General features: G+C 63.5%; 10 protein-coding genes. All 10 read right to left on the bottom strand.

Annotation, left to right across the window (positions count from 1 at the left end):
• Positions 1-65: 65 nt before the first annotated feature.
• Positions 66-1136: a uroporphyrinogen decarboxylase gene (gene hemE, locus E4634_RS12355; protein WP_135444312.1), complete on the bottom strand. Its 1071-nt coding sequence runs from the start codon at positions 1134-1136 to the stop codon at positions 66-68.
• A 7-nt stretch (positions 1137-1143) separates the two neighbouring features.
• Positions 1144-2565 carry an FAD-dependent oxidoreductase gene (locus tag E4634_RS12350; protein WP_135444311.1) on the bottom strand — a complete coding sequence of 474 codons (1422 nt, stop codon included), beginning with the start codon at positions 2563-2565 and terminating at the stop codon, positions 1144-1146.
• 24 nt (positions 2566-2589) lie between these two features.
• Positions 2590-7032 carry a glutamate synthase large subunit gene (gene gltB, locus E4634_RS12345; RefSeq protein ID WP_135444309.1) on the bottom strand — a complete coding sequence of 1481 codons (4443 nt, stop codon included), beginning with the start codon at positions 7030-7032 and terminating at the stop codon, positions 2590-2592.
• Positions 7033-7176: 144 nt separating this feature from the next.
• A complete protein-coding gene (gene aroB / locus E4634_RS12340; protein WP_135444530.1) occupies positions 7177-8253 on the bottom strand; it encodes a 3-dehydroquinate synthase in 1077 nt (358 codons plus the stop codon).
• Between the two features lie 72 nt (positions 8254-8325).
• Entirely contained in the window at positions 8326-8841 is a 516-nt protein-coding gene (gene aroK / locus E4634_RS12335) for a shikimate kinase AroK (RefSeq protein ID WP_135444307.1), read from the bottom strand.
• A complete protein-coding gene (locus E4634_RS12330; RefSeq protein ID WP_135444305.1) occupies positions 8841-10988 on the bottom strand; it encodes a type IV pilus secretin PilQ in 2148 nt (715 codons plus the stop codon). The genes aroK and E4634_RS12330 overlap by 1 nt, the downstream gene beginning before the upstream one ends.
• Positions 10989-11010: 22 nt before the next feature.
• Positions 11011-11538, bottom strand: a complete 528-nt coding sequence (locus E4634_RS12325) for a pilus assembly protein PilP (RefSeq protein ID WP_135444303.1) — start codon at positions 11536-11538, stop codon at positions 11011-11013.
• 2 nt (positions 11539-11540) lie between these two features.
• Positions 11541-12155 (bottom strand): type IV pilus inner membrane component PilO, encoded by a 615-nt coding sequence (locus E4634_RS12320; protein ID WP_135444301.1) that lies wholly within the window; start codon positions 12153-12155, stop codon positions 11541-11543.
• A gap of 3 nt (positions 12156-12158) precedes the next feature.
• Entirely contained in the window at positions 12159-12728 is a 570-nt protein-coding gene (locus tag E4634_RS12315; protein ID WP_135444299.1) for a PilN domain-containing protein, read from the bottom strand.
• On the bottom strand, positions 12728-13792 hold the full coding sequence (locus E4634_RS12310; RefSeq protein ID WP_135444298.1) for a pilus assembly protein PilM: 1065 nt from the start codon (positions 13790-13792) through the stop codon (positions 12728-12730). Before E4634_RS12310 ends, E4634_RS12315 begins: the two co-directional genes overlap by 1 nt.
• Positions 13793-13887 lie beyond the last annotated feature (95 nt).

Here is a 13887-nt window from a genome sequence, read left to right as displayed (position 1 = left end):
CGCGCCTGAACGAACAGCATCGGGCGCGCCCGCCAGGGCGCTCCGAACAGGATGGAGAGAGTCGCTCAGTCGACCTGGTGATACTGCGGTGACAGTTCCTGCACCGCATCGACAAAGGCCGTGACGTGGTCGGGGTTCACCCCCGGCGTGATTCCGTGGCCGAGATTGAACACATGGCCCGGTCCGTGGCCGTAGCCGGCGAGAATCGCACCCACTTCCTCGCGGATGCGCGCCGGGGAGGCGAACAGCATCGCCGGATCCATATTGCCCTGCAGGGCGACGTGCTGGCCCACCTGCTGGCGGGCGTGGGCGATGTCGGTGGTCCAGTCGATGCCCACGCAGTGCGCACCGCAATCGGCAATCGACGGCAGCCACTGGCCGCCGCCCTTGGTAAACACGATGACCGGCACGCCGTGGGTCTCCGGCTGCACCTGCAGGCGGCCGATGACGCGCTGCATGTACTTGAGGGAAAACTCCTTGTACCCCGCCGCCGAGAGGCTGCCGCCCCAGGTATCGAAAATCTGCACGGCCTGGGCGCCGGCGCGCACCTGCGCCGCGAGATAATCCGCCACCGCGTCGGAGAGCAGCGACAACAGGTTGTGCATCAATTCGGGACGGTCATAGGCCATGCCCTTGACCTGGGCGAAGTCCTTGGAAGAGCCGCCTTCGACCATGTAGGTGGCCAGCGTCCAGGGGCTGCCGGAGAAGCCGATCAGCGGCACCATGCCGTTCAGTTCGGCGCGAATGGTGCGCACGGCATTCATCACGTAGCCGAGATCGTCTTCCGCGTTGAAGCTGTTGAGGGCGGCGAGGTCGGCCTCGCTGCGCACGGTCTTGCGGAATTTGGGGCCTTCGCCGGTCTCGAAATACAGGCCCAGGCCGAGGGCGTCGGGCACGGTGAGAATATCCGAGAACAGGATCGCGGCGTCCATGGGATAGCGGCGCAGGGGCTGCATGGTGACCTCGCAGGCCAGCTCAGCGTTCTTGCACAGGTCGAGGAAGGAGCCCGCCGCAGCGCGTGTTTCCCGGTACTCGGGAAGGTAGCGGCCGGCCTGGCGCATCATCCAGATGGGTGTGCGGTCCACCGGCTCGCGCCGCAGCGCGCGCAGGAAACGGTCGTTCTTAAGTTCTGTCATGTGCTGCCTAAACGCCGAGATAATCCAGAATGCCCTCGGCCGCCTGGCGTCCTTCCCAGATGGCGGTGACGACGAGGTCGGAACCGCGCACCATGTCGCCGCCGGCGAAGATTTTCGGGTTGCTGGTCTGGAATTTATAGGTCTGCTGCTCTTCTGCGACCACGCCTTTCCAATCGTTGGTTTCCACGCCGACATCGGCGAACCAGTCCGCCGGGCTGGGCTGGAAGCCAAACGCGATGATCACTGCATCCGCCTCCAGCACCTCCTCGCTGCCGGGAATCGGCTGCGGGCGGCGGCGGCCGTCGGCATCGGGTTCGCCGAGTTCGGTCTCCACCACCTTGACCCCACAGGCCTGGCCGAAGTACTCGACCACCTCGATGGGCTGGCGGTTGAACAGGAACTCCACCCCTTCCTCGCGGGCGTTCTTCACCTCGCGCCGGGAACCGGGCATGTTGCTCTCGTCGCGGCGGTAGGCGCAGATCACCTTTTCCGCCTGCTGGCGAATCGCGGTGCGCACGCAGTCCATGGCGGTGTCGCCGCCGCCGAGCACGATCACGCGCTTGCCCTTGAGGTTGACGTAGGCCTCCTGGTCCTGGGTGAAGCCCAGGTTGTGATTCACGTTGCCAATCAGGTAGGGCAGCGCCTCGTAGACACCGGGCAGGTCTTCGCCGGGGAAGCCGCCCTTCATGTAGGTGTAGGTGCCCATACCCATGAACACGGCGTCGTATTCGGCAAGCAGTTCGTCGATGCTGACATCGGTGCCGATCTCGGTATTCAGGCGGAACTCGATACCCATGCCCTCGAACACCTCGCGGCGGCGGGTCATCACCTGTTTTTCCAGTTTGAACTCGGGAATGCCAAAGGTCAGCAGGCCGCCGATTTCCGGGTAGCGGTCGTAGACCACCGGTTGCACGCCATTGCGGACCAGGATGTCCGCGCAGCCCAGGCCCGCCGGGCCAGCGCCGATGATGGCGACCTTCTTGTCAGTTTTGACCACCTGTGACAGGTCCGGGCGCCAACCCATGGCCAGCGCGGTATCGGTGATGTACTTCTCCGAAGAACCGATAGTCACCGCACCGAAGCCGTCGTTCAGGGTGCAGGCACCTTCACACAGGCGGTCCTGCGGGCACACGCGGCCGCAGACTTCCGGCAGGGTATTGGTCTGGTGGCTCAGTTCCGCCGCCTCGAACAGGTTGCCCTCGGCAACCAGCTTGAGCCAGTTGGGAATGAAGTTGTGCACCGGGCACTTCCACTCGCAATACGGGTTGCCGCACTCGAGGCAGCGATGGGACTGCTCGGCGACCTGTTCGCGGGTGAAGGGATTGTAGATCTCCACGTATTCCCGCTTGCGCACGTCCAGCATTTTCTTGTCCGGATCGTTGCGGCCGACGTCGATGAACTGGAAGGAATTCGCCAGACGATTACTCATATCAATGCTTCTCCAGTCGCCGCGTCAATCGGTGTTACGCAGGCGAGACAACAGGCGATCGAAGTCCGCGGCCTTGGGTTTCACCAGCCAGAACTTGCCCACGTAGTCGGCGAAGTTCTCCAGCAGGTGGGCACCCCAGGCGGACCCGGTTTCATCGACGAACTCGCGGATATTGCCGCGCAGGTGGTGGCGGTAGGCCTCCATGTACTCGGAGCTGACCCGGTGGATATCCACCAGTTCGCTGTTGTACTTGTCGATGAAGGTGCGGTCGAGGTCGAGCACGTAGGCGAAGCCCCCGGTCATGCCGGCACCGAAGTTGACGCCAGTGGCACCGAGCACGGTGACGTTGCCACCGGTCATGTACTCGCAGCAGTGGTCGCCGGTACCCTCGACCACGGCGTGCGCCCCGGAGTTGCGCACCGCGAAGCGCTCGCCGGCGATACCGGCGGCGAACAGGCGGCCGCCGGTCGCGCCGTACAGGCAGGTGTTGCCGATGATGGATGCTTCCTGCGACGGGTAGGAGGTGCCGGCAGGCGGGTAGATCACCAGCTTGCCGCCGGCCATGCCCTTGCCGACGTAGTCGTTGGAATCGCCCTCGAGGTACATGTGCAGGCCGCCGGCGTTCCACACGCCGAAGCTCTGGCCGGCGGTACCGGTCAGGCGCAGCACCAGCGGTTTGTCCTCCATGCCCGTATTGCCCCAGCGCCTGGCAATCTCGCCGGACATGCGCGCGCCGATGGAGCGGTCGCAGTTGCACACGTCGAAGGCGAACTCACCGCCCTCGCCCGACTCGATCGTGGCCAGGGTGGCGGCGATCATTTCCTCCGCCTTCTCGCCCTTGTCGAAGGGCGCGTTGCGGCTGACCTGGCAGAACTCGGGCTCGCCCTCGGCCGCGGCATCCTTGTGCAGGATGGGGGAGAGATCCAGGCGCGCCTGCTTCGGGGTTTCACCGGGCAGCAGTTCGAGCAGGTCGGTGCGACCGATCAGTTCGCCGAGGCTGGCAACACCGAGCTTCGCCAGCCACTCGCGGGTTTCCGTGGCGATGAAGGTGAAGAAGTTCACCACCATGTCGACGGTGCCCTTGAAGTGATCGTCGCGCAGTTTCTGGTGCTGGGTAGCAACGCCGGTGGCGCAGTTGTTGAGGTGGCAGATACGCAGGTATTTACAGCCCAGCGCCACCATCGGCGCGGTGCCGAAACCGAAGCTCTCGGCGCCGAGGATGGCGGCCTTGATCACGTCCAGGCCGGTCTTCATGCCGCCGTCCGCCTGCAGGCGGATCTTGCCGCGCAGCTTGTTGCCGCGCAGGGTCTGCTGTACCTCGGCCAGGCCCAGTTCGAAGGGCGAGCCCGCATAGCGGATGGAGGTCAGCGGACTGGCGGCGGTACCGCCGTCGTAGCCGGAGATGGTGATCAGGTCGGCGTAGGCCTTGGCCACACCGGCGGCGATCGTGCCCACGCCGGGTTCGGAGACCAGCTTAACCGAGACCAGCGCCTGCGGGTTGACCTGCTTGAGGTCGAAGATCAGCTGGGCGAGGTCCTCGATGGAGTAGATGTCGTGGTGCGGTGGCGGCGAGATCAGGGTTACGCCGGGCACCGAGTAGCGCAGCCGCGCGATCAGGTCGTTGACCTTGCCACCGGGCAACTGGCCGCCCTCGCCGGGCTTGGCGCCCTGGGCAACCTTGATCTGCAGGACTTCCGCATTGACCAGGTAATGCGGGGTCACGCCGAAGCGGCCGGAGGCGATCTGCTTGATCTTGGACACGCGGTCGGTGCCGTAGCGCGCCGGGTCCTCGCCGCCCTCACCGGAATTGGAGCGCGCGCCGATACGGTTCATCGCCGCGGCCAGCGCCTCGTGTGCCTCCGGGCTGAGCGCGCCGAGGGACATGCCGGCGGAATCGAAGCGCGGCAGGATCTTTTCGATCGGCTCGACCTCGTCGAGGGGGATGCCCTCGCCCTTGATCACCGGCCGCATCAGGTCGCGCAGGGTGGCGACCGGGCGCTCGTTGACCAGTTTGGCGTAGCGCTGGTAGTCGGCGTAGTCGCCGCTGGCCACTGCCTGCTGCAGGGTCATGACCACGTCCGGGTTGAAGGCGTGGTACTCCTGCCCGTGCACGTACTTGAGCAGGCCACCCTGCTCCAGCGTCTTGCGCGGCGACCAGGCGCGCGCCGCGAGCACGCGCTGGTCTTCTTCGAGCTCCGCAAAGCCGGCACCCTCGATGCGCGAGGCGACGCCGCAGAAGGCGGTATCCACGACTTCGCTGTCCAGGCCCACGGCCTCGAACAACTGGGCACCGCGGTAGGAGGAGACTGCGGAAATGCCCATCTTGGACATGATTTTCAGCAGGCCCTTGTTGATGCCCTTGCGGTAGTTCTTGTAGCAGATGCCCGGCTCACCGAGCAGTTCGCCGCTGCGCATGAGCTCTTCCAGCACGCTGTAGGCGAGATAGGGGTAGACGGCGGTGGCGCCAAAGCCCAGCAGGCAGGCGATCTGGTGCGAATCCCGCGCACTCGCGGTTTCCACTACCAGGTTGGCGTCGGCGCGCAGGCCCTGGCGAATCAGGTGGTGGTGCACGGCGCCGGTGGCCAGCAGGCTGTGCACCGGCAGGCGGTCGCGGGCAATGGCGCGGTCGGACAGCAACAGGATGGTGGCACCGTCGCGCACCGCCTGCTCGGCGGCGGCGGTGACCGCGGCGATCGCCTGGCGCAGGTCCATGCCCTGGGCGTCATAGGTGCAGTCGACACGGTGCACGGTGAAACCCGGTCGATCCAGGTTGATCAGGGTGTTGAACTTGCCCTGGGAGAGCACCGGTGAGGAGAGGATCACGCGGTCGGCGTGCTCCGGGCCCTCGTAGAACACATTCTTCTCGCCGCCGAGATCGGTTTCCAGCGACATGACGATGGTCTCGCGCAGGGGATCGATCGGCGGGTTGGTGACCTGGGCAAACTTCTGGCGGAAGAAGTCGTACAGTGCACGCTCCTTGCGCGACAGCACGGCCATGGGCGTATCGTCGCCCATGGAGCCCACCGCCTCGTTGCCGGACTCCGCCAGCGGACGCAACACCTGGTCCTGCTCCTCGAAGGTCACCTGGAACATCTTCATGAAGGCGGCGACGTCTTCCGTACCGATCACCGTCTCGGTCTGGCTGGTAAGCGTACCCTCGATACGCTGGGCCTTTTCCTGCAGCCAGCGCTTGTAGGGCTGGCGTGTCTTCAGCCGGTTCTCGATTTCCTCGGTCTGCAGCAGTTCGCCGGTGTGGGTATCGACCATGAGAATCTGGCCGGGGCCGACGCGACCTTTGGCGATGACGTCTTCGGCCTTGTATCCGTAGGTGCCAACCTCTGATGCGAGGGTGATGAAGCCATCGCGGGTGCGCACCCAGCGCGCCGGGCGCAGGCCGTTGCGATCGAGCAGGCAGACCGCGTAGCGGCCATCGGTGAGCACGACACCGGCGGGGCCGTCCCAGGGCTCCATGTGCATGGAGTGGTATTCGTAGAACGCCTTGAGGTCCGGGTCCATCAGCTCCATGTTCTGCCAGGCCGGCGGGATCAGCATGCGCAGGGCGCGCGCCATGTCGACGCCGCCGGTGAGCAGCAGTTCGAGCATGTTGTCCAGGCTGGAGGAGTCGGAACCGGTGCGGTTCACCAGCGGCGCAATTTCGCGGATGTTGGGCAGGCGCTCGGTCTCGAAACGCGCGGTGCGCGCCTCGGCCCAGTTGCGGTTGCCCTCGATGGTGTTGATCTCGCCGTTGTGCGCCAGCAGGCGGAACGGCTGGGCCAGCGGCCAGCGCGGCATGGTGTTGGTGGAGAAGCGCTGGTGGAACACGCAGATCGCGGTTTCCAGGCGCTCGTCCGCGAGGTCCAGGTAGAACTTCGGCAGGTCCACCGGCATGACCAGGCCCTTGTAGGAGATCACCCGGCCGGAGAGGCTGCAAATATAGAAGTCGGCATCCTTGGCACAGGCGATCTCCGCCTTGCGTCGGGCGACGAACAGGCGCGTCGCCAGGTCCACGTCGGAAAAGCCGGGACCATCGACAAACACCTGCTCGATACGCGGCAGGGTCTGCAGGGCTATGCCGCCGCACACGGAATCGTCGGTGGGCACCACGCGCCAGCCCAGCACGGTGAAGCCCTGGTCGCGCAGCACCTCTTCTGTGGCAGCGCGCGCCGCGGCGGCGCTGGCCTCGTCGTGACTGAGGAACACCTGGCCGACGGCGAAACTGTCGGACAATTCGGCGTCGAAACACTCGCGGGCCAGGGTGCGCATAAACTGGGCGGGCATCTGCATGAGCAGGCCACAGCCATCGCCGGTGCGTCCGTCTGCGGCAATCCCGCCGCGGTGAGTCATGCAGGTCAGCGACTCAATGGCGGTCTGCAGCAGCCGATGGCTCGCATCCCCCGAGGTGTGCGCTATCAGTCCGAAACCGCAATTGTCGCGGACGTCTTCAGGTCTAAAAAGGCCTGCACTCATATCAAGTCCAAATAGTAAACGAAAACAAAAAGTTACGTCGGGGCCCCAAGACTGCGGACCGGGCCGGGTAGTGCAAAAGGGGGAGGCTATTTTACACGGACGCCGAGTTTCCGACAAACGGCTGAGACGCTCCCCCCAGTAGCGCTAAACCCGCTCCAGCAGGGCGCGCAGCTCGTCCTCTCCCGCATCATCAACGATACATGCCTGACCTATTTCCTGGAGCAGCACGAGCCGCAGTCGGCCATCCAGGACTTTCTTGTCCCGACTCATCAGGTCGATGAACTGGTCTGCGTGCATGCCCTCCGGCGGCGCCACCGGCAGGCCCATACCGCTCAGCAGCTCCTCAAGCGCAGCAACCTCCTCACCGGCAATCCAGCCGCGCTGTGCCGATAACTGCAATGCAAGTACCATACCGGCGGCGATGGCCTCCCCGTGCAGCCACTCGCCGTAGCCCTGCGCGGTCTCAATGGCATGGCCAAAGGTGTGCCCCAAGTTGAGTATGGCACGCATGCCCGCTTCACGCTCATCGTCGGCTACCACCCTAGCCTTGTTGGCACAGCTGCGCTCGACCGCCTCGGCCAGCGCCGCTTCTTCGCGCGCCAGCAGGCGCGCCATGTTGTCCTGTAGCCACTGGTAGAAGGGCGCGTCGCAAATGAGTCCGTACTTGACCACTTCGGCGAGACCCGCGGCGAACTCCCTGGCCGGCAGGCTGTGCAGGGTGTTGATATCAATGAACACCGCGCGCGGCTGGTGAAACGCGCCGATCATGTTCTTGCCCAGGGTGTGGTTGACCGCGGTCTTGCCGCCCACCGAGGAGTCCACCTGGGCGAGCAATGTGGTGGGCACCTGCAGGAATTCCACGCCCCGCTGGTAGCACGCCGCGGCAAAGCCGGTGATGTCACCGATGACGCCGCCGCCCAGCGCGACCAGGGTCGTGCTGCGGCTGTGGCGGTCGGCAAGGATGCGGTCGAAGATGTATTCGAGCTGCTGCAGGGACTTGTAGCGCTCGCCGTCGGGCAGGATGACCTCGGTCAGGAGGCGCCGTTCGCCCACCGCCTCACGCAGGCGGTCCAGGTACAGGGGTGCAACCGTGTCGTTGCTGACCAGCACGACCTGCGAGCCGGGAATGTGCGAGGCGATCAGTCGCGGGTCGCGCAACAGGTCGCGACCGATATAAATGGGGTAGCTGCGCTCACCCAGTTCCACATGCAGGGTGTGCATCAAGACGGACACGGCGGACTCCTCGGATCCTCGACGGGCCGCCTATCATACTGACTGCCGCGGGGGCTGTCTTTACGGGTTGAGTTCCTGCACCAGGCGCTGGGCCACGACACGTGGACTGCAGCCATCGGTGTCGATGACGGTGTCCGCGATCTCGCGGTAGAGCGGGTCACGCACCTGCATCAATTCACGCAGGGTCTTCTCCGGGTCGACGCCCTGGAGCAGCGGACGCTTGCGGTCGCGGCGGGTGCGCCGAACCTGCTCGTCGACACTGGCGTAGAGGTAAACGACATGACCGCGACCGCCCAGCGCGCGGCGATTCTCCGGCGCCAGCACCACACCGCCGCCGGTGGCGAGGACAATACCGTCCCAGGTGGTCAGCTCCTCAACGACCTGGCGCTCGCGCTCGCGAAAGCCGGCCTCGCCCTCGACGTCGAAGATCCAGGGGATGTCGGCGCCGGTGCGCGCCTCGATTTCGGTATCGGTGTCGGCGAACTCGAGTTTGAGTTGCTCAGCGAGGTACTTGCCAATGGTGCTCTTGCCGGCCCCCATGGGGCCGACAAGAAAGACGCGTTGTGGCGATGGCATCAGTCAAGCAGCGTATCGGCAAGGATGCGCGGCGTGATGAAGATCAGAGTCTCGGTCTTGGTCTTGGAGCGGGTCTCGCTGCGGAAGAAGGCGCCCACGTAGGGGATGTCGCCAAAGAACGGGACCTTGTTGACGGTTTCGAGGTCTTCGGTGCGGAATACGCCGCCGAGTACCACGGTCTCGCCATTGCCGACCAGCACCTGGGTGTTGAGCTCGGTGGTGTCGATCGACGGGATGAAGCCGCCGAGGGAACCACTGGGAACCAGGTCGCCAACTGAATCCTGCTTGATGACCAGCTGCAGCATGATGCGATCGTCCGGCGTGATGCTCGGGGTCACATCCAGTTCCAGTACCGCTTCCTTGAAGGACACCGAGGTCGCGCCGGAGGCAGAGGCCTGCTGGTAGGGAATTTCGCTACCGGACTTGATGTTGGCCTTCTGCTTGTCGCCGGTGATCACCTTGGGCTGGGATACCACCTCGCCCTGACCCGCGGCTTCCAGCGCAGACAGTTCCGCGGTGAGGAACAGATCGCTGTTGGTAAAGCCCACCGCAAAGCCGCTGTTACTGGCAACGCCGAGATCGACGAGCAGAGCGCCGGGGTAGCTCACCGCCGGAGTGCTGCCGTTGATCAGGGCGTTGTTCAGGCCGATAACGTTGGCCGCGTCGCCGGAAACCGACAGTACGTTGTTATCGCTGGGATTCACATAACCGCCACCCCACTCGATACCCAGGTTGTGGGTCAGGTCGGAGTTGGCGATGACGATGCGCGACTCGATCATCACCTGGCGCACCGGGATATCCACGCGCTCGATGAGTTCGCGAATCTCGGCCAGTTTAGCCGCCGTGTCAGTGATGATAAGCGAGTTGGTGCGGCTGTCGACAACCACCGAACCGCGGGAGGAGATCAGCTTGCCGCCCTCCTCGGAGCCCGCATTGAACAGCTTGACGACCTGGTTGGCGCTGGCGTAGCGGATGCGCACGAATTCGGACTGCAGCGGCGCCAGTTCGGCGATCTGCTTGTTAGCCTCGATTTCCTGGCGCTCGCGCTCGGCGATCTCCGCCGCCGGGGCAACCATCAACACGTTGCCCACCTGGCGCTTGTCCAGGCCCTTGGTTTTCAGTACCAGCTCCAGAGCCTGGTCCCAGGGAACATTCTGCAGACGCAGGGTGATGCGGCCGGACACGGTATCGCTGGCCACCAGGTTGAGTTCGGTGAAGTCGGCGATCAACTGCAGTACCGCGCGCACTTCGATGTCCTGGAAGTTGAGCGAAATGCGGTCGCCGACATAGGCGAACTCCTTGCGCCGCTCTTCCAGTTCACGCGGTGACAGCGGCTTGATGCTGAGCACGTATTCGTTGTCGGTCTGGTAGGCCAGGTAATCGAAATCACCCTTGGTTTTCAGGGTCAGGGTGGCACCGCGCTGGGTGGTGTTCACGTCGACGCTGTTTACCGGCGTGGCGAAATCGGTGACGTCATAGCGGCGCATCAGGCGCTCGGGCACTGTTGTCTCGAGAAACTGTACCTTGATATCACCGGCCTCGCTGAAGACGTTGACGTCGACCGAAGGATTGCTCAACTGCAAGGTCAGGCGGCCTTCGCCCTCGGCGGTGCGCTGGAACTGGAGGTCCTGGATCTCCGATTCTACCGAAGCGACTTCCTCCACCTTGCTGGGCAGGCGATTGGGGTCCGTGGTGGGCTTGACGTAGTCGCCGGAGTCCTGGCCGACAATCAGGAACAAGCTGTTGCCGTCCACACGGGTCTCGTAGGGAACCAGTTTGACCATGTTGATGACCATGCGCGTACGATCGCCCGATTCCAGTACGACCACGCCGGTGGCGTTGCCGTAGGGCAGGGAGTAGCGCTTCTGGTCCAGGCCGCTCTTGGCACCCGGGAAGTCGACGGCGATGCGCGCCGGCTTCTCGATGGTGTAGGCCTGCATCTCGGGTGGCGGCTCGTCGAAATCGAGTCGCACTTCGAACTTGCTGTTCGGCCGCGAACTGAACCCAATATCGGTAATGGTTGCCGCTTGAACGGTCAGCGCCCCCGCGCTGAGCACGACGCCGGCGGCCAGGCGTAACCACGCCGGCACCTGAATTGATCCTTTCCCCACGGCCTTTGTCCCCAAACGTTGTTTTCTATTTGACATGGCTTTCACCCATGGCCTCGGCTTACAAGCCGGATAACTTTACGGTGCGCGGACGCTCAACCCAGCCGTCCTTGCTGCCATCGCTGACGATTTCCACGACAGCCACGTAGGTCTCGCCCGATTCCACGATCTTGCCGTGGTGGCGTCCCAGATAGTTGCCCAGGGTCACCCGGTGCACGCCGCCGTCCGGATCGCGAATCAGCGACCACAAGGTGCCCTCCCGCTCCAGGGTCCCCACCATGCGCAGGGAGTCGAGCGTGTACTGCTCGAGGAACTCCTTGGGTCGGTTGGGATCTGGCTTGATGGCGCTCACCGCCTGCAGCTGGGCAATCTCGCGAACCTCGATAGGACGCTCGAAGGGGCTGCGCCAGGTCGTCGCCGAATAGGCGAACGCCTCGTATGCCTTGAAGGTCGGGATCGGCGCAATGATGCCACCCGGGCGGCTGCGCTTCTCTGCCATGAACTGATCGAGGTCGCCAAAACCCTTTCCACCACAGGCCGAAAGCAGCAGCGGAAGGGCGAGAGCGAGTAGTCTGCTATTCACGCGCATAATCACCTCTCGTCATCCCGGTACCGGTAAGTCTTGGCAACGATGTGCATGCGCAGCATGTTCGCGTTGCCCTTGGACGCCGAGATCTCGAAGTCGTGAAGGGTGACGATACGCGGTAGCGCAGCCATGCTGCTGACGAACGCACCGAGGTCGTGATACGAGCCGGTCGCGGTAATCGAGATCGGCAGTTCCACGTAGAACTCGCGACGGCGCTCGGACAACAGGTCGATGGCGTCGATCTTCAGGCCGTTCAGCAGACCCTTGTTGGTGATGTCTTCCAGCAGCCCGGGCACTTCGGTATCGCTGGGCAGCTGGCTGACCAGGGCGCCAAAGGTTTCTTCCATTTCCTTGAGCTGCTGGCGATAGGCTTCGAGGTTGGCCGCCTGGAAGGCTTTCTGCTCGAAGTCCTTCTTCAACTTGACTTCCTTGGCCTCTTCGCGCGACAGCTGTACCTGGAGTTCCTTGATGTGCCAGTAGTAGCCGCCGGCAACCACGAGCACCAGTAGCATTACCCAGATGATGACCTTGACCGCCATCGGCCAGGAGCCGATGTTGTCCGCGGTGAGATCGCCGGGATCAAATTCGCGCAGAGAGCGCAGGGTATCTTCAAACGCCATGGCTCACTGCTCCTTCTTCTCTTTCTCGGACTTGGGCAGCTCGATCTTCACCGTGAGGTTGAAGGTCGTCGCCTGGTCGCCATAATTCGGCGCTGCCGTCACTTTGTCGAGATTGGGTGAGCCCAGCCAATCGGAAGCATCGAGACGGCGCATCAAACTGGACACGCGGTTGTTCGACTCCGCAATGCCGTCGATGGAAATTTTCTGCCCCTTGGATTTCACGCTCTTGTAGAACACACCGTCGGGTACGGTACGCACGACCTGGTCCATGATGCGCACGATAATCGGACGGTTGCCCTGCAGCTCCTGGATGACACGCATACGCTCGATCAACTGCTCGCGGCGCCGCTGGAGTTGTTTGATCTCCTTGACCTGCTTGTCGAGCTCGCTGATGTTGTCTGACAGGTAGCTGTTGCGCGACTTCTGGTAATTGATCTGCCCGTTGACGACACGGTCCCCGAGCAACACCAGGCCGGCGCCAAGCAGCGCGACCATCACCAGGACTACCAGGAACTGGCGTTTCAGTTCCTGCCGCCGCTCTTCGCGCCACGGTAGTAGGTTGATCTGCGCCATCAGTCGAAACTCCGTAGGGCAAGGCCGCAGGCGATCATCATTGCGGGCGCGTCACTGGACAGCGCTACCGCATTGACCCGGGACGAGATGGACATGTCCGCGAACGGGTTGGCGATCGAAGTGGGCGTGCCGAGCTTCTCCTGCACCAGTTCGGGCAGGTTTTCCATCGAGGCGACGCCGCCGGCGAGGATGATGCAGTCGACATCGTTGTACTGGCTGGAGGAAAAGAAGAACTGCAGCGAGCGCGCCACCTGTTGTACGACGGCATCCTTGAACGGCTCGAGCACCTCCGGCTCGTAGTCATCGGGGAGGCCGCCCTGCTTCTTGGCCAGCCCGGCTTCCTCCAGGGGCAGGCCGTAGCGGCGCATGATTTCGTCGGTAAGTTGCTTGCCGCCGAACAGCTGTTCGCGGGTATAGATTGTCTGGCCGTTGCTGATGACGCTGAGCGTGGTCATGGTCGCGCCGATATCGACCACCGCCACCGTGCTGTCCTCTTCCAGGTCGAGCTGGTGATGGATCAGTGAATAGGCGCGCTCCATGGCGTAGGCCTCGACGTCCATCACTCGCGGCGTGAGGTCGGCGGTCTCGATAGCCTCGACCCGGCGGTCGATGGTCTCGCGCCGGCAGGCGGCGAGCAGGACCTCGACCTGGGCTGGCGATTCCGCCGACGACCCCTGCACCTCGAAGTCGATAGCGACTTCCTCGAGCGGGTACGGAATGTACTGGTCCGCCTCGAGGGTGAGCTGGGTTTCCATGTCGTCCTCGCTGAGCCCGGACGGCATGTCGATGACCTTGGTGATGACAGAGGAACCGGCCACAGCTGCCGCCACGGTCTTCAGTTTGGTCCGGGATTGCGCCACAACGCTGCGCACGGCGTTAGCCACGCCATCCACGTCGTTGACGTTCTTTTCGATCACCGCGTCCTGCGGGAGAGAAGTCACTGCATAACTCTCTACCCGGTAACGTCCCCCGGAGTAACTCAACTCCAGCAACTTCACTGTCGTTGAACTAATATCGAGCCCCAGAACCGGTGTCGCTTTTCTTTTTCCTATTAGACCAAGCAACTTATTTCCCTATCTGTATCACTAACTTAGGATATTTTTATGCACCGATACATTAATTAGCACTTATAACACAGCGGTAAATATATCCAAAAGCA

Source organism: Mangrovimicrobium sediminis (assembly GCF_004745945.1).
Taxonomy (GTDB): Bacteria; Pseudomonadota; Gammaproteobacteria; order Pseudomonadales; family Halieaceae; genus Mangrovimicrobium; species Mangrovimicrobium sediminis.
Note: the sequence above shows the minus strand (reverse complement) of the source record. Positions and strands in the feature narration are given on the sequence as shown.